A 17,934-nucleotide genomic window follows, 5' to 3' on the forward strand; every position below is an offset into this window, starting at 1 on the left:
TCACGAGGTCTGAACAGATGATAGAAAAAAGGGAGGTACAAAAAAAAGCCATTGTCCATGATTGGAAAATGGCTGAAGACTTCACGTCGGCAAACCTTCTACAAGCATAGCGCAACTCAGCAAGTGCTGAGACAGTTTACAAATTGTTCATTTGTAACCCAACAAAGTGTTCAAGCAAGAATCATTTTGTTTCGGCGATGTCCCCTAGCTCTGCTTCACAGTGTTGCCTCACTCAGCAGGATTAATGAACCTCGCGACCTCTATCAAAATATTAAGGATACTCGTATTTAATTGGTGATCTTTATAAGATTTTAGAAGAAAAATATGTAGTTGTCAATTTTTTATTGTAAAATTTCCCATCTTATAGCTATTAAGTAGAGACGATACTGTTTATTTACACGTCTTTATAAAAATTGTTTTAGTTTTAAGGAATTCATTAAATTCATTCAGCATGACAAAAATTTACCGTTTAAAGTCAATAATGAAGTGGCGAAGACGAAATTTTCCAGCTTCACGAATCGATCCTAACTTACTAACGTCAAATAGTGTACAACCTAGTTTTTATGCACATACTAAAACTGAAAAGAGTTGACTAAATACATTTATTTTTAATTCTAAATCCATGAGAAATACACTTCTAAAAATTTCAGGAGAAATATGGGGGTGCTTATAGTCATGAAAAGGATACAATGAGAATTACTAAGCGTAACGCTTGTAAGCCTTGAGACATGATTTTTGGCTCAAGGTGGTCCCATGGCTGTTTATAAGCACCCCATAGGGCGAAGGAAACTTGTTTACCAATGTTAGAAATTAAAGAAAATACAAAATCCTCTGCTGTTAGGCAGAGGATTTTGTATGGAGCAATTAGTATTTAGCTAATTTTTCTTGAAGACCTGGTACATCTGATTCGCGACAGTACACAAAATGTCCTGGTGCGATTTCTCTTAGCTTTTCTTCTTCGCCATTTGAAGGACGAGGAGTGTAAGCAAAACGTGTACGATTGCGTTCGTAATCTGGATCAGGCAATGGAATTGCTGAAAGCAGACTTTCTGTATATGGATGCAATGGTTTGTTGTATACGTCATCAGCAGGTGCTAATTCAACGATTTTACCAAAGTACATAACACCGATACGGTCGCTGATGTATTTTACCATAGACAAATCATGTGCAATAAACAAGAACGTTAATTTTTGTTTTTTCTGCAATTCCATCAACAAGTTGACTACTTGCGCTTGGATAGACACATCAAGAGCAGAGATTGGCTCATCAGCAATGATCATTTTAGGATCTACTGCTAAAGCACGAGCGATTCCGATACGTTGACGTTGTCCACCTGAAAATTCATGAGGATAACGAGAAGAGTGGTCTTTGTTTAATCCAACTAATTCCAGCAATTCTTCTACACGAGCAGTAACTTCTTCTTCGCTGTTGGCTAATTTGTGGATCTCAATTCCTTCAGCAATAATGTCTCTTACTTTCATACGCGGGTTTAAAGAAGCATAAGGGTCTTGGAAAATCATTTGCATGTTTTTACGAAACTCTAATTGATCTTTTCTTCCGTGTAATGAATGAACTTTAGTACCATCAAAGTAAATTTCACCGTCAGTCGGGTCGTACAAACGAATGATCGTACGTCCAGTTGTCGTTTTCCCGCAACCAGATTCCCCTACAAGCCCAAAAGTTTCACCTTCATAAATATCGAAAGAAACATCGTCAATGGCTTTGACTTCATTTTTAGAACCAACGTTAAAGTATTGTTTTAAGTTTTTTACTTCTAAAAGTTTTTTACGATTAGTATCTTGGCTCATTTACTTCTCCTTTCGCATCACGTTCAGTTGTGATTTCATCAATTGAAAGATTGTCTTGTTCTTGATCGATCTCAGCATCTTGACCGCTCATTTTTGTTAAGTCGCTTGACGGAGCAAGTTTTACTTGTTTGGCACGGAATCCGTTTTGACGGGCTACAATACCAGCTGGCGGAGTAACTTTTGGAGCATCCGGGTGTAATAACCAAGTTGCTGCAAAATGAGTATCAGATAATTTGAACAAAGGCGGTTCGTACATTGTATCTACTTTTAAAGCATATTCGCTACGAGGAGCAAATGCATCACCTATAGGAGGATTCAACAAATCTGGTGGCGTTCCAGGAATAGCGTATAAAGAGCCGCTTGTTTCTAAAGTGGGCATAGAACTTAATAGACCCCAAGTGTATGGATGTTGCGGATTATAAAAAATCTCGTCAACGGTTCCTACTTCAACGAATTTACCAGCATACATAACCGCTACACGGTCAGCAACGTTTGCTACAACACCTAAGTCATGAGTGATGAAAATGATAGAAGTTTTGATTTTTTGCTGTAATTCTTTCATCAATTCCAAAATCTGTGCTTGAATCGTAACGTCTAACGCTGTTGTTGGTTCGTCAGCGATCAAAATATCTGGATTACAACCCAACGCGATCGCAATAACGATACGTTGACGTTGTCCGCCTGAAAATTGGTGAGGGTATTGCTTCATTCTTTTTGCAGGATCAGGAATCCCAACCAAACCTAATAATTCTTCGGCTTTTTTATATGCTTCCTCTTTAGAAACGTCTTGATGTTTCAATATCGGTTCAGCAATTTGTTTACCGATTTTTTGAGTAGGGTTCAAAGAAGTCATTGGATCTTGGAAGATCATAGCAATTTCTGCACCACGAATTTTTTGCATTTGCTTTTCTGATTTTTTCAGTAAATTTTCGCCTTTGAAAAGGATCTCTCCTTTGTCGACATTTGCATTGTTGGCCAATAAACGCATGATGCTTCGGCTGGTAACTGATTTTCCAGATCCAGATTCACCAACGATGGCTAACGTTTCGCCAGGTTTTAAATCAAAGTTCACTCCACGAATGGCATGAACTTGTCCTGCATACGTATCAAATGAAATATTTAAATCTTTTACTTCTAATATATTTTCCATCCAGGTTTCCTCCTAATCTCTCAGTTTTGGATCAAATGCATCACGTAAGCCGTCTGCCAGCAAGTTGAAGCTGATCATAATCATACTCATTACAGCAGAAGGGTACCACATCAAATGAGGCAAGAAACGGAATGTCTTGTATCCATCATTGATCAATGTACCTAATGAAGCGTTAGGAGCAGGAATACCGATACCGATAAAGCTCAAGAAGGCTTCAAAGAAAATAGCAGAAGGGATAGAGAACATGACTTGAATGATCACGACACCCAATAAGTTAGGCAAGATATGTTTGAACGCAATACTTAATGTAGATTGTCCAAGAGTTTTAGCTGCTAATACATATTCTTGATTTTTTAATTTCAGTGTTTGAGCACGAACAATACGAGCCATTGAGATCCATTCAGTCAAAGCTAATGCAATGATGATAGACCAGATACCTGGATCTAGTACTAATAACATCAAGATAACGATAACCAAGTTTGGAACACCTGAAAGGATTTCCAGGATACGCTGCATGACATTATCGACTTTTCCACCAAGCCAACCAGACAACAGACCATAGGTTACCCCAATCGTCAAGTTTAATAAAGCTGCTACAAAAGCAATAAATAAGGATACACGTGTACCGTATAAAATACGAGAAAATAAATCACGACCTAGACTGTCAGTACCTAAGTAGTAGTTGACATCACTAGGAACATTTTTAGCTGCATATTTATCAATACGTTTGTCATTTTCTATAATCGTTCCATTAAGACCATTGATGTTGATATTTTCAATTCTAGGCGGCAAGTTAGCATGTTCGATAACTTGAGCGTTTGGATCATTAGGTGCAATCACAGGAGCAAAAATACTCAATAATGTAATCACGATCAATAGAACCATACTGACCATAGCCACTTTATTTTTCTTTAATCGGCGCCATGAGTCTTGTAAAAAACTTAGAGAAGGGGCAGTGATTTTTTCGTTATCTTCAACATCTAATCCATCTGCTTTGACAAATAAGTCTGGAGACAAATCAGGGATAGAGTTTTCAGATTGAAATTTATTTTCGCTCATCATAAATTATTTTCCTCCTTCTGTAGCTACTCTAATACGAGGATCAATAATTCCATACAGAATATCAACAAGTAGAATAACTGAAACTAATAATAATGAATAAAGCATGGTAACACCCATGATTGTTGGGTAGTCATTTGTTAAGATCGATTTAACAAATTGTTCCCCGATACCAGGGATAGCAAAGATGTTTTCGATTACCATCGAACCGGTCATCAAAGCAACTGCCATGGGTCCTAATAAAGTGATCAATGGGATCAATGCATTGCGGATTCCATGTTTGAAAGCCACTTCCCACTTGCTTAAACCTTTTGCTTTGGCTAACTCTACGTAATCACTGCTCAATACATCAACCATTTCTGTACGCATGAACCGAGCTGAATCGGCCAGCGGTGAAATAGCTAATGCCATTGAAGGCAGGATAGAAGAGGCAAAACCTGTCCATAAAGCGATTGGGAACCAGCGTAACCATACTCCGAAAACTAATTGCAGCAATACTGCAAATACGAAGTTAGGTATAGATCGTCCGACAATAGCCGTCAATGTAGCAGTGGTATCGACCCAAGTTCCTTGTTTCATAGCTGAAACAACTCCTAAGACGATTCCCAGCAACGTTCCGACGACGACTGCCTGTATACCTATTTGAGCGGATGGTCCAATTCGATAGCTGATCAGGTCAGAAACTGGTGTGTTGTGGAATTGGAAAGAAGTTCCCAAGTCCCCCGTAGCAAGACCAAAGATATAGATTCCATATTGCACAATAACGGGTTCATTCAAACCATATTTTTCATCCATAATGGCTATTTGTTCTTCACTTAACTTATCTTGGTTGCTGTAAGGCGTACCAGGCAACAGTTTCATTAGAAAGAACGTTATCGAAGCGATTAGGAACAAAGTAAGAAGCATATATAAGACACGTTTTCCAATGTACTTTGCGTAACTCTTCATTGAGATTCAACCTCCATCATAATTTTTTTCATAAAAGACAGTTTATCATAATAATAGAACGAGAGAAATATAAGGCTGGCTTTCGAATTGAATTGTATTTATCGATTTTTTTAGTTACATTAGGTATGTCACTTTTAAAGAAAGGATACACCTATCATGAACTTCACTAAAAAAAATATTTTGATTTCGCTCATTATCTTTCTTGCAGTTCTTTTGTTCCAATGGTTCAACTACCAAACAGTACAATGGATTCCTTTAGCCAACACCTTATTCTTAGTAGCATTGCCTTTAGTGATCATTGGTCTTTTTGGATTTGTCTTATCCAATGGAGCCTTTGATTTTTTTCACTATAGTATGAAAAAAGTAGCCAAATTAAGAAAAAGAAAGCAAGATACAGATGAGATAGAAGAAGACAATGACCCTCAGGCACTTTCCAAATCCATCGGACAAGGGTACCGTTCTTTTTTAACAGTAGGGATGATTCTTCTCGTTCTCAGCATACTGTTTTTATGGGATTACTTCCTATAATCATAAAATAAAGCAATGATCAGCTCATCTACATTAAAGAGCCGATGATTGCTTTATTTTTTTCTTTCACAAAAACAAATAAGCAAAAATTTATTCTTTAATCGATGTCCATTTGTAAGAGTATTCTGCTCCTACTAAATGTTCTGCGATGTTTTCAACATAATCTTTTTCTAAGACAGCATTCGCACGTTGGTAAACAGGACCAATAGCTCCGTCTTCCATCATGACTTTTTCAGCTTCCAATAGTAAGTTCCATCGAGCTTTCAAATCGTCTGTTTCTGCACGAGATTCAGCAATCAAAGCATCGAATTCTGGATTAGAGTAATTTGAAGTGTTGTTTCCGTTGCCTGTTTCAAACAATTCCAAGAAGTTGATCGGGTCAGCATAGTCAGCACCCCATCCAGATAATTGGATATCGTAGTCACCAGAATTATCGGCTTCTAAACGAACTTTGAATGGTACGTTACGCAAGTTGATTTTTAGTCCTTCTAAGTTAGATGTCAATTGACTTTGGATAAATTCAGAAGAACGTTTTGAGTTGTCAGTGTCATCAGACAGCAATTCTAATTCAATAGAATCAACACCTAATTCTTCTAAACCAGCTTCCCAGTACTCTTGAGCAGCTGCTACATCATAAGACAATAAGTCTCCATTTTGTTCACGGAAATCTTCTTTTGTTTCAGGATCTAAAGCTAAACCTCTTGGTACTAAAGCATTAGCTGGAATAGAACCATCTTGTAAAACAACTTCAGAGTATGCTTGTTTATCAAATGCCATTGCGATAGCTTTACGAATATTCTTGTTCGTCAATGGACTGTTTGGATCATTTTGGCTAAATTTTAAATAGAATACTGAAGAGGTAGGCATTGTGTGCATTTCAGGATCTCCTGCTCTTTGTGAAACGTATTCCCCTTTTAATAAAATACGGTCAGTTGCATCAGTATCATATAAGTTCAATGAAGTAGATGTTTCTTTCATAACATCGACGTTGATTCTGTCTAAAGCAACAGTGTCTGCGTCCCAGTAATTTGGATTTTTAACATATGTCCAAGATACCCCGGCTGCTACCCAGTCTTCCAACATGAACGGTCCGTTATAGACTAAATTATCACTTGATAATGCATAGTCATCACCTAGTTCTTCAACAACAGCTTTATTTTGAGGGAAGAACATAGTTAGAGATAATAAATCTTTAAAGTATGGAAGGTTTGTTTCCAATTGTACTTCTAAAGTTTTATCATCTAGTGCAGTGACACCAAGTTCTTCTGGTTTCATTTCACCATTCATGATTTGAGTAGCGTTGGCAATAACACCGCTCATCATATAAGAGTAAGAAGCTGCAGTTGCTGGATCGACCAGTTTTTGCCACCCGTAAACAAAATCTTGAGCGGTTACTGGATCTCCATTAGACCAGTTTGCATTTTCACGAATCTTAAAGGTATAAGTCAAGCCGTCTTCGCTGACAACAGGTTCTTCAGCGGCCATACCTAATTCTAATGTACCGTCAAGTGTTTGGCGGTATAATCCTTCATTAACGTTTGTCAAAACAGTAAAAGCAACAGTATCATCAGCTAAAGCTGAATCCATAGTAGGGATTTCAGCAGTTGCCACTAAATTCAGTACTTGTTCTCCTGAGTTGGAGGTATTTCCTGAACCACCACATGCTACTAATACCAAAGCAGTGCATAATGATAAAAACAATAAAGAAGCCTTTTTATTTATCACTATTATTTCCTCCGTTCGTAAATTTTTTTAGATACTGTACTAGTATAAGTGCAGTGTTTATTAAAAACAAGTTTGGATTTAAAAGAACTTCTCATTTTTTATTTTTTGTACAAAATTGTTTATTCTGAACATTCAAACAATGCTATTAAATAAGGCTTTTATGGTTTAACAAAATTTTGACATTTGTAAAAATTTCTTTTTATTGACACGGATTTAAAAGAAAGCTATAGTAAAGCGGTGTGCCTTTAAATGAGTTTTTAATGAAAAAACAACTAAATATCCATTAGTAAAATCAGTAAAAAAATGAGTACAGTTGCCATAAAACTGTATCAACTTGTGAAATCAGAAGTTAGTGACTCATAATAGAAAGAACCAAATAATTAATAGATATATGTAATAGAAGAAACTAGAAAAACAAGACGACTGATCCTTAAGGACGAGTCGTCTTGTTTTTTTTATGGCTGATTTCAACAAAAACCCCAAAATGATCCGAAACGATCGGTTCGTTTTTTCCATTGAAAATTACTTTTGACGAGATTGTTTCAATCGGCTGATTGGCGAAAATGTAATCGATTCTCAAACCGCCCTGATTTTCCGTCCAACCATCAATGGCTTCAGCGACAGTAAAACCTTTATCTTTTTGCGCGGCTAACTGATAAGTATCAAACCAATTTTCAGTGACTAATTCATAACCTTCTTGCTTTCGGCTAGCAGGATTGTTGAAATCTCCTAATAAGAATATTGAACCTGATAAACGACCAAGAACGGCAGAACAGCGTTCCCATTGAGCTGCAAAAGGGTCATGATCGTCATGCCACCAACCAAGATGCAAACTGAAGTGCCAGCCGGATTCGGTTTGAATACCGACTACTTTGCGGCTTTTGTAATCATCATAAGCCGTATTTTCAGAAGCAAAGAAAGACATCACAGATTGGATCGGCTTTAAACTCAATAATGCCGTCCCTTCGTCATATCGATCATAACCAATATGAGAAGAGTCCCATGTCCAGTAATATTGCAGACCTTTTTCAGCCAGCTTTTGCTGCAAGACAAAAGCAAAGTTGTCTTGTCTGACAACATGGTTATCTTTTGATGCTGTAAAGGCATCAAGATGAGCATGATTGACAGAGGAAGAAGTCATCAGCTGATTGACTTCTTGCAATGCGATCACATCAAAACGATGACGCAGTACAGCATTGCAAATGTCATCTAGTTTTTCTAACGCACGGTCTTCCATCCAACTGTGAGTATTCAAAGATAAAAATTTCAATCATTACACTCCTAATAAATCATTGATGTCTGATTTTAACACATCTGCTTTCGGTCCGTAAATGGCTTGGATACCCGTTCCTTTTTTAACTAGACCTAAAGCGCCTAATTTTTTCCAATCTGCTTCATCTTTAACGATAGCAGGATCTTTAACCGTTACACGCAAACGAGTCATACAAGCATCTACATCTGAAATGTTGTTTTTACCGCCTAGTGCATTAATGATTCCGCTGATTTGAGAATCTGGCACAGCGCCATTTGTTGTTTCGTCAGCAATAGTTGAAGCATCAACATCATCTTCTGCATTGTTTTCTTCTATATAATTACCTAAACGACCTGGAGTAGCGATCTTAAATTTGCCAATCATCCAGTATGAAACTGCATAAGCTAAGAAGAAGAAGACCACACAAGAAAGAATAAAGTTCACAACATCCCATACTAGACCAGCATTTATCGACATCGGAACTCGAGTAAGGAATTCAATGGTACCAAATGAGTGTACACGTAATGGAATCAAATCTGCTAAAGCAAATGAAACTCCTTGAAGAATAGCATATACCCCGTATAAAGCAGGCGCTGCAAACATAAACATAAATTCAAGCGGCTCTGTTACACCTGTTAAGAACACAGCTAAACCAGCAGATAGAAACATTGATTTGTATTTAGAACGTTTTTCTTTATCCGTGCGACGGTACATAGCAAATGCAATCCCTAGTAAAGTACCTGCAGCACCGATCATTTGACCCACTTTGAAACGAGCAGGTGTTACAGTAGCTAATAATTCATTGTATGCTGCTGTGTCTCCAGCATTTTTCAAGTTCACCAAATCACTGACCCAAGCTAACCACAATGGATCTTGACCAAATACTTGGCTTCCTGCAGTTGAACCAGTCATGATAGTATACGTTCCTCCAAGAGCAGTGTAGTTTACAGGAATCGTCAACATATGATGTAAACCGAACGGCAATAGTAGTCGTTCAAGAGTACCATAGATGAATGGCGCGAATACAGGTGCTGTTTCGCTTGAAGTAGCGATCCATTGACCGAAGTTGTTGATTCCGGTTTGAACGATCGGCCATAATAAAGCTAATACTAATGATACAACGACAGACCATAAGATAACGACGAATGGTACAAAACGTTTTCCATTAAAGAAAGAAAGGGCTTCCGGTAATTTGCGGAAATTATAGTATTTGTTGTAGACAAGTGCTCCGACAAAACCGGAGATGATTCCGACGAATACTCCCATATTTAAAGCAGGTGATCCTAAAACAGAGACAAAGTAGCCGTCAACAGGAATTGCTGCACCGAACAATGTACTTGTCATAGCGCCTTCTGTGACTAACATGTCTGAAGTAACTCCAAAGACAGCTCCACTAGTCATATTGATCAAAATAAATGCTAGAACAGCGGCGAATGCTCCGCCGGCACGTTCTTTAGCCCAAGATCCACCGATAGCTGCGGCAAATAATAAATGCAGATTGCTGATGATTGCCCAACCTAAGTTTTCCATAACGCTTCCAATTGTTATTACGAGTGAAATATCACCGCTGAACATAGCGATCATTTTTCCAATACTGATCATCAATCCTGCTGCTGGCATAACAGCGATAACAACCATTAGGGCTTTCCCTAATTTTTGCCAAAAATCAAATGAAAGAATTTTTTTCATTTTTATTTCTCTCCTTATGTACTCAAATAGTAATGCAAACGATTGCTTTAAATATAAATCCTGCTTCGGAAAAATGCAAGCGTTTTTAATTTGTTAAAAGTTGTTACCGGTAACAGAAATGAGTAATGCTGTTGTTTCAACGTTCTTTATTCATCTTTAGGAAAAGTTAAGCCTTTTCAAATTGACAACGCAAACGTTTGCGTTTAAACTTGCGTTAAAGAACTTAGAAAACCAGCATTGCACCATTTTTGACTTACGCAATGAATGTACAGGAGGAAAAAAAGTGGCTTATAATAGATTGTTTGAAATTGACGAATGGAAAGTAAAAACAACGGTATTAGATAAAAATGAACGTAGATTACAAGAAAGCTTAACCAGCATTGGAAACGGTTATATGGGGATGCGAGGAAACTTTGAAGAAGCATATACTGGCGACCACCATAGAGGAAGCTACATTGGAGGAGTATGGTATCCAGACAAAACGCGTGTTGGCTGGTGGAAAAATGGGTACCCTGAATATTTTGGTAAAGTGATCAATACAATGAATTTTATTCAAACCGATATCCTGATTGATGGTGTCAAAATTGATTTGTACACAGATAATGTATCCGATTTCGAATTGGAATTGGACATGCAGCGCGGTATCTTGAAGAGAAGTTATATAGTAGAAAAAGAAGGCAAAAAAGCCCGAGTTGCAGTAGAACGATTTGTCAGTTTGGATCAAAAAGAATTGTGTGCGATTAAAATAGAAGTAACAAGTTTATCTGAAGATATTCGTGTTGAAATGGTTCCTGCATTAGATGGAAATGTGACGAATGAAGATTCTAATTATGAAGAAAAATTCTGGTTGCCAGTTTCTTATAATCAAAACCAATTAGTGATCGAAACTAAACCGAATGATTTTGGGATTGAACAATTTACGGTAGGTGCAGTGATGTCGAATCATGCTGTCAATCTTGAAAAAACGACTGAGTCTTCAGAAAAAATGCACATTTCTCAAACTTATGCAGGAAAGTTAGCTGCTGGCGAAAAAGCAGTGATGGAAAAGCGCATTGTGATCACTACTTCTCGTGATTACGACAAAGAAGAAGTGGCAGGTAAAGCTCAAGAAATCAGTAAAATGGTGGATCAACTGCGATTTGAAGAATTACGTATGCGTCATGAATCACTATGGATCGAACGCTGGAAGAAAGCAGACATCGTAATTGGCGGAGATGCTGCTGCTCAACAAGGGATTCGTTTCAACTTATTCCAATTATTCTCAACATATTATGGAGAAGACGAGCGCTTGAATATTGGACCAAAAGGCTTCACGGGTGAGAAATACGGTGGAGCAACATACTGGGATACAGAAGCGTATGCTGTACCGTTGTATCTAGCATTAGCTGATCCGGAAGTAACGGAAAACTTGTTGCAGTATCGCCACAACCAGTTGCCGCAAGCAGAACACAACGCACGACAACAAGGATTGAAAGGCGCTTTGTACCCAATGGTAACTTTTACAGGAGTGGAATGCCATAACGAATGGGAAATCACATTTGAAGAGATCCACCGAAATGGTGCAATGGCTTATGCGATCTACAATTACACGAACTATACTGGAGACCAAACGTATTTGAAAGACAAAGGGTTGGACGTATTAGTGGGCATCAGTCGTTTCTGGGCTGACCGTGTGCATTACAACCGTTTCAAAGATCAATACATGATGCATGGAGTAACTGGTCCGAATGAATACGAAAACAATATCAACAACAACTGGTACACAAATAAAATGGCTGCATGGACACTTCAATATACGCTTGAGTCGTTGGAACTGGCAACTGAGAAAAAAGAAAGCTTGCACGTTTCGACTGAAGAAATAGAAAAATGGAGCGAAATCATCCAAAAAATGTATTACCCGTATGATGAAGAACGTGATGTATTCGTACAACACGATACATTCTTAGATAAAGACTTGCGTCCGGTATCTGAGTTGGATCCGAAAGAATTGCCATTGAACCAAAACTGGTCATGGGATAAAATCTTACGTTCGCCGTTCATCAAGCAAGCAGATGTCTTACAAGGGATCTACTTCTTCCGCGATCAATTCTCGAAAGAAGAGATGGTTCGCAACTTTGATTTCTACGAACCAATGACGGTCCATGAATCTAGCTTGTCGCCAAGTATCCATGCAATTTTAGCTGCTGATCTTGGGAAAATGGACAAGGCTGTAGAATTGTATGAACGTACCGCTCGTTTGGACTTGGACAACTACAATAACGATACAGAAGACGGTTTACACATTACCTCAATGACAGGAAGCTGGTTGACGATCGTTGAAGGATTTGCAGGTATGCAGACAGTGAATGGTCAATTGTCATTTAGACCGCTATTGCCGGAAAACTGGACAAACTATGCATTCCATATCAACTACCGCGGACGTTTGCTGAACATTTCGGTTACAAATGAAAAAGTAGCAATCACATTGATCGAAGGAGAAGCTTTAGAAGTTTCTGTTTATAACGAGACAATTTTATTGGAAACAGTTTATACTTGTGAAGTACAAACAGCTCAACCGGTTTCAATCAACTCATAAGAAGGGACGAGAACAGATGAAAGCAGTCTTATTTGATTTAGATGGCGTGATCACAGATACAGCCGTGTACCATTATCACGCATGGAAAGCTTTAGGGGAAAAAATCGGTATTGAAATTGACGAGGAGTTCAACGAAGAACTAAAAGGCGTCAGCCGAACAGATTCATTGAACCGTATTTTGGCTAAAGGAAACAAGGAAGAAGCGTATTCTCAAACTGAAAAAGAAACTATGGCAGCTGAGAAAAACGAGCTATATAAAACAATGATCGAAGAAATGTCTCCAAAAGACATTTTGCCAGGAATTAAAGCGTTATTAGACGGATTAAAAGAAAGAAACGTTTTGATTGGATTAGCTTCGGCTAGTCAAAACGGTCCAACTATTTTGGAGAAGCTCCAGTTGATGGATTACTTTGATGAAATCGTTGATCCGGCTAAATTAAAAGCTGGGAAACCAGACCCTGAGATTTTCTTGACAGGTGCCAAAGATCTTGGCGTAAAACCTCAAGATTGCGTTGGAGTAGAAGATGCAGCTGCAGGAGTAGAAGCTATTGCTGCTTCTGATATGGTCTCCATTGGAGTCGGCGATGCTGACACGTTACGTAAAGCAACAAAAGTCGTTCCTGAGACAAATGCATTGACGGTAGAATTGCTGGAACAAGTCTGGAGTGAAGCGGTTGGACGTTCATAAAAAACTATACGGATATCATAATGGTCAAGAAGTCTTTGAATATGTCTTAACGAATCAAATGGGGCATGTTTTTCGCTGCATCAACTATGGTGCAGTAGTAACTGGGATCGAACTGGCGGATAAATTCGGAACCGTCGAAAATGTTGTTCTTGGATTTGACCGGCTGGAAGATTATGTAACGGATTCACCTTATTTTGGAGCTTTAGTAGGCAGAGTGGCTGGAAGAATCGCTGATGGGAAATGGTCTGATGTGCAACTGACTCAAAATGAAGGAAGCAATCATATTCATGGAGGTCCAGTGAATTTCAGTCATCAAGTGTGGAAAAGTGCGCTGATTCATGAAGAAGATAAAGCTGGTGTGGTGTTTTCATTAACCAGCCCAGGCGGAGACAATGGATATCCCGGCAATCTGAAGACAACAGTCACCTACTATTGGACAGAAGATTCTGTATGGGAAATGCTGATCACTGCTGAAACGGATCAAGAAACGCTTTTCAATCCGACAAATCACACTTATTTTAATTTAAGTGGAAATGTGGATCGGAAAATCTTGGATCACACGCTGCAAATTGACGCGGACTTGTATGCAGAAATCAACTCGAAAAAGTTACCGACAGGAAATCTGCTGCCGGTTTTAAATACAGCTTTTGATTTCAAAACAGCGAAAAGCCTTCAAAACGCAATAGAACAAAGACCTGAAGGATTTGATACGCCATTCAAACTGACGGGAGAAAAAAAGGTTCGATTGTATGATGCACAAAGTGGTCGAGCAGTGACGATTGAAACAGATCGAGAAGCAGTAGTGGTCTTTTCGACAACGGGAATGGAAGAAGACTATTTAGTAGCAGGAGAAAAAATGAGCAGTCATAGGGGAATTGCATTGGAAACCCAAGAATTGCCGGACGCTGTTCATCATCCTAACTTCCGCTCTATTGTGATCGAACCTGGAAAAACGTATCATTATTCAACCAAGTATACGTTTACAGTTTAAAAGATGTAGATTAGAATAAAGGGTAATCAAGCAATCTAGGAAAGGGAGCGGGAAAATGGCTGTAACGATTAAAGATGTAGCAAAAAAAGCCGGGGTCGCGACTTCGACGGTTTCCCGCACCTTGCAGGATTCCCCAAGTATCAGTGAGAAAACAAAGCAGAATATCCGCAAAATAATGGATGAGATCGGTTATCGACCCAACTTGACTGCACGTGGATTAGTCAATCAAACGACTCAAACGATCGGTGTTATTTTGCCTGTTTCTCAAGGGGAAGCTTTTCAGAATACATTTTTCTTAAGCATGCTTCGCGGTATTAGTAAAGCGTGCAATGAGAAAAAGTACATGGTATCGATCGCTTCAGGAACCACTGAAGCAGAATTGCTGGACAGTGTGCAGACAATGGCAGAAGGCGGACGCGTAGATGGTTTCATCGTGTTATATTCAAGGAAAGACGATGCCGTCACCGAATATTTATACCAAGAACAGGTTCCATTTGCCATGATCGGGAAGCCTTACAAATATGAAAATGCGATGCTGTACGTAGACAACGACAATGTTGTCGCCGGCAAAGACGCAGCGAATTATTTGTTGCAGCTGGGACATCAAAAAATCGCGTTTATTGGTGAAGACACTAAGCAAATGGTGATTCGAGAACGATTAAAAGGCTACACGCAAGCTTTAGAAGAAGCGGGCATCGAAATGGATCCGGAAATGGTGGTCGATATTACGCTTCCTGAAGCGGATTACCGTGAGAAGATGCGTCAATTGTTCGATCACGATGATTTTCCGACCGGTATCGTAGCCAGTGATGATTTGATTGCATTGAACATGATTTATGTGTTGAGCGATTATGGATTGAAAGTTCCCGCGGATGTGTCGATTATCGGATTCAACAATTCGATCTTTGCAGAAAAAGCGCAACCTGAATTGACTTCAATCGATTTACATACCGATTCGCTGACATCGCAAACGGTTTACCAGTTGATTCAACGAATCGAAGCGAAACAATCGTTAGCAGTAAAAATGATTCTTCCGCACCAGATCATCGAACGGCAGTCTTGCCGGAAAAAGTAGCTAAAATAAAAAACAAGAGATTGGGCTTATGATTCCGGTCTCTTGTTTTTTGTTGTAGGAGGTGGTAATCATCTAGACAGGGGTGCTATTAATCAAGTCAGCAGGATTTCAATGTTCATTTGACTAATAGAATGGTTCTATTGATCAAGCGAACAGGATTCCGGTCCCCAATTGATTAATAGAGCGGTGCTATTAATCAATTGAACAAGATTCAAACTCTCACTTGATTAATAGCGTACGCACACAAAATCCAGCACCAAACTATCTCCTTCAACCCAACAAAAAAAGACATCGAGCATAGAGATCTCTGTCTCTCTACTCGATGTCTTTTGCTTTAAGCCGTTAAGATGACAGCACTATGCGGTTCTACGGTAACGACATTTCCTTCAATCGTTCCTAAACCATCTAGGGAGACCGCTTCTTTATTCGCTGCAATCGTCCACTTTTGAGGCAATTCCGATTGACTTTCCAAAGCGACTTCTCGAGCCACATTAGAAGAGTTCAACACCACAGCCATCCAGCTCCAATCATCCTCATCAGAACTAAGATTTGGGATGGTATAAGCAATCAAATTATCAGCAGTGTCTCTCGAAAAAGTTGTAGCTTTTGCGGTTTCTGGAGTTGCATCTCGTAATGGAGCGTACTGTTTACGCATCTGCCATAATCCACGGTAATAATCGACCAGATCACGATTCTTCACAGTCAATTCCCAATCCAGCTGGTTGACTTCAATAGGAGAAACAAAACTATTTTCATCGCCATGTTTTGTCCGAGCGAACTCTTCCCCAGCTTGCATAAACAATCCGCCTTGGGAGGTGAACAGTGCGGCAGCTGCTAATTTGTTCAGCTCAATCAGCCAGTCGTTTCGTTGATAGTGAGGTTCTTCATATAAGCTGGCAACCAATTTGTCGTAAAGGGTCAAGTTATCATGAGCAGAATGATAAGTGATGACTTGAGTTGGGTTTTTTGCCCAAGTTTTGTCAGCAAGCCCATATTCTGAATGATCAGCACCAATGGTATTTGCACAAATACTTGCCATCACGTCTGTATTTTGAACAGTGTTTCCGCTTTTTCCTTGAAGAAAAGCACCAGCAGTTTTTTCAAATACATGGCCTTTCATAGAGTCTCTGAAATCGTCATTAAAAATCGCAATTCCTTCCATAAGATGAGCACTGTTGTTTTTATTAGCAGGGATATTCGGTTCTTTGATTTCATTGCTTCCAGCATCCCAAGGTTCTCCATAAAGAATGACATGTTCTAGACCATTGTCATTCAAAGCACTGCGAATAGCGTTCATTGTCTCTACATCATGAAGTCCCATCAAATCAAATCGGAAGCCGTCCAAGTGATATTCTTTCGCCCAATACAACACAGAATCGATCATGTATTTGCGCATCATTGTTCGGTCGCTGGCAGTTTCATTCCCGCAAGCTGAACCGTCTGCAAATTCTCCTGAGGCTGTTTGGCGGTAGTAATAATCGGGTACCGTCAAATTAAAACTAGAAAGCTCAGTTTCTAAAGTGTGGTTGTAAACGACATCCAAAACAACACCGATGTTCTTTTTATGCAGGCTTTGAACCATCTGCTTAAACTCGTTTATACGTGTTAAAGGGTCTGAGGGATCTGAAGAATATCTGCCTTCTGGAACGTTATAATTTTTTGGATCGTAACCCCAATTGTAATCCGAACCTGCTTCATCATTTTCGAAGTCAAACACCGGCAGCAAGTGGACGTAGTTTACCCCTAAATAAGTTAAATAATCGATTCCAGTAGAATACTCATTTCGATTATTATAAGTAGTTCCTTCTTCTGTAAATGCGAGGTATTTCCCGCGATTTTCAGCACTGATACCAGAGTTTTCATGTGAAGAAAAATCAGCTACATGTACTTCCCAGATAAAAGCATCTGTAATTGACTGTTGTGTCACATGGGTATCTTGTTTCCATTGTGCTGGATTGGTTTTTTCAAAGTCAATAATAGCAGCCCGGTTTCCGTTGATGCCTGCAGCTTTTGCATAAATATCAATAGTCTCATTTGATTTGCCATCAATATCGATCGTATAAGTGTAGAAGTGATTTTCAAAATTTCCGTCTAGCGTAATAGTCCACACGTTATTTTCAAGAGTTAGTGAATAGGAATCAAGCAATGAATCATCATGGATATCGCCAGTTTGATAAAGATTGACAGCAACCTTGTCAGCAAGAGGCGACCACACTTTGAAGCGAGTGTGTGTTGGAGAATAAGTGACACCTAAATCGTCTCCATAATAAGCATTGTTTTCCAGATAAGTTAATTTGTCTTCTAAAGTAGTGATATGATCGGTCATGAATGAACTTCCTTTCTCACTTGAAATAGGGAAAACCTTTGTTTAAATCTCTTTTATATTTTAACATTTTCTAAATGAAAAAGCTGTCAAAAAAAACATGAACTGGAAAACAGCACCAG

Annotated in this window: 13 protein-coding genes and 1 riboswitch; of the genes, 5 read left to right on the forward strand and 8 right to left on the reverse strand. The window is 38.9% G+C overall.

The features are described 5' to 3' along the window. Nucleotides 1-99 precede the first annotated feature (99 nt). Nucleotides 100-271: riboswitch (Lysine riboswitch) on the reverse strand. Nucleotides 272-864: 593 nt separating this feature from the next. The 4 genes from ACE025_RS00400 to opp3b are packed head-to-tail and all read right to left on the reverse strand — an operon-like array spanning nucleotide 865 to nucleotide 4,966. Next, a complete protein-coding gene (locus ACE025_RS00400; protein ID WP_485936324.1) occupies nucleotides 865-1,809 on the reverse strand; it encodes an ABC transporter ATP-binding protein in 945 nt (314 codons plus the stop codon). Beyond that, entirely contained in the window at nucleotides 1,793-2,959 is a 1,167-nt protein-coding gene (locus tag ACE025_RS00405; protein WP_485936326.1) for an ABC transporter ATP-binding protein, read from the reverse strand. Before ACE025_RS00405 ends, ACE025_RS00400 begins: the two co-directional genes overlap by 17 nt. A 12-nt stretch (nucleotides 2,960-2,971) precedes the next feature. Next, a complete protein-coding gene (gene opp3C, locus ACE025_RS00410; RefSeq protein WP_485936760.1) occupies nucleotides 2,972-4,018 on the reverse strand; it encodes an oligopeptide ABC transporter permease in 1,047 nt (348 codons plus the stop codon). Between the two features lie 6 nt (nucleotides 4,019-4,024). Next, entirely contained in the window at nucleotides 4,025-4,966 is a 942-nt protein-coding gene (opp3b, locus tag ACE025_RS00415) for an oligopeptide ABC transporter permease (RefSeq protein WP_092480360.1), read from the reverse strand. 156 nt (nucleotides 4,967-5,122) lie between these two features. On the opposite strand from opp3b, the gene ACE025_RS00420 reads away from it, so the two are divergent. Next, nucleotides 5,123-5,494 carry a DUF3899 domain-containing protein gene (locus ACE025_RS00420; RefSeq protein ID WP_485936329.1) on the forward strand — a complete coding sequence of 124 codons (372 nt, stop codon included), beginning with the start codon at nucleotides 5,123-5,125 and terminating at the stop codon, nucleotides 5,492-5,494. Between the two features lie 90 nt (nucleotides 5,495-5,584). Here ACE025_RS00420 and ACE025_RS00425 read toward each other — a convergent pair whose 3' ends face one another. The 3 genes from ACE025_RS00425 to ACE025_RS00435 all read right to left on the reverse strand — a co-directional run bounded on the left by ACE025_RS00425 (nucleotide 5,585) and on the right by ACE025_RS00435 (nucleotide 10,160). Next, nucleotides 5,585-7,222 (reverse strand): peptide ABC transporter substrate-binding protein, encoded by a 1,638-nt coding sequence (locus ACE025_RS00425; protein ID WP_485936762.1) that lies wholly within the window; start codon nucleotides 7,220-7,222, stop codon nucleotides 5,585-5,587. Nucleotides 7,223-7,649: 427 nt separating this feature from the next. Next, complete coding sequence (locus ACE025_RS00430) at nucleotides 7,650-8,489, reverse strand: endonuclease/exonuclease/phosphatase family protein (protein WP_485936331.1); 840 nt, start codon at nucleotides 8,487-8,489, stop codon at nucleotides 7,650-7,652. A gap of 3 nt (nucleotides 8,490-8,492) precedes the next feature. Further along, nucleotides 8,493-10,160: a PTS transporter subunit IIBC gene (locus ACE025_RS00435; protein ID WP_485936333.1), complete on the reverse strand. Its 1,668-nt coding sequence runs from the start codon at nucleotides 10,158-10,160 to the stop codon at nucleotides 8,493-8,495. Between the two features lie 283 nt (nucleotides 10,161-10,443). On the opposite strand from ACE025_RS00435, the gene ACE025_RS00440 reads away from it, so the two are divergent. The 4 genes from ACE025_RS00440 to ACE025_RS00455 are packed head-to-tail and all read left to right on the forward strand — an operon-like array spanning nucleotide 10,444 to nucleotide 15,489. After that, entirely contained in the window at nucleotides 10,444-12,735 is a 2,292-nt protein-coding gene (locus tag ACE025_RS00440; protein ID WP_485936335.1) for a glycoside hydrolase family 65 protein, read from the forward strand. 16 nt (nucleotides 12,736-12,751) lie between these two features. Beyond that, a complete protein-coding gene (gene pgmB, locus ACE025_RS00445) occupies nucleotides 12,752-13,423 on the forward strand; it encodes a beta-phosphoglucomutase (protein ID WP_485936337.1) in 672 nt (223 codons plus the stop codon). Beyond that, entirely contained in the window at nucleotides 13,410-14,414 is a 1,005-nt protein-coding gene (locus ACE025_RS00450) for an aldose epimerase family protein (protein ID WP_485936339.1), read from the forward strand. Before pgmB ends, ACE025_RS00450 begins: the two co-directional genes overlap by 14 nt. A gap of 55 nt (nucleotides 14,415-14,469) precedes the next feature. Next, nucleotides 14,470-15,489: a LacI family DNA-binding transcriptional regulator gene (locus ACE025_RS00455; RefSeq protein ID WP_485936341.1), complete on the forward strand. Its 1,020-nt coding sequence runs from the start codon at nucleotides 14,470-14,472 to the stop codon at nucleotides 15,487-15,489. A gap of 334 nt (nucleotides 15,490-15,823) precedes the next feature. Here the strand turns inward: ACE025_RS00455 and pulA are convergent, their stop codons facing one another. Further along, nucleotides 15,824-17,815, reverse strand: coding sequence for a type I pullulanase (gene pulA, locus ACE025_RS00460; RefSeq protein WP_485936343.1), 1,992 nt, complete (start codon nucleotides 17,813-17,815; stop codon nucleotides 15,824-15,826). Between the last annotated feature and the right edge of the window lie 119 nt (nucleotides 17,816-17,934).

The organism is Desemzia sp. AGC72 (genome assembly GCF_057334175.1).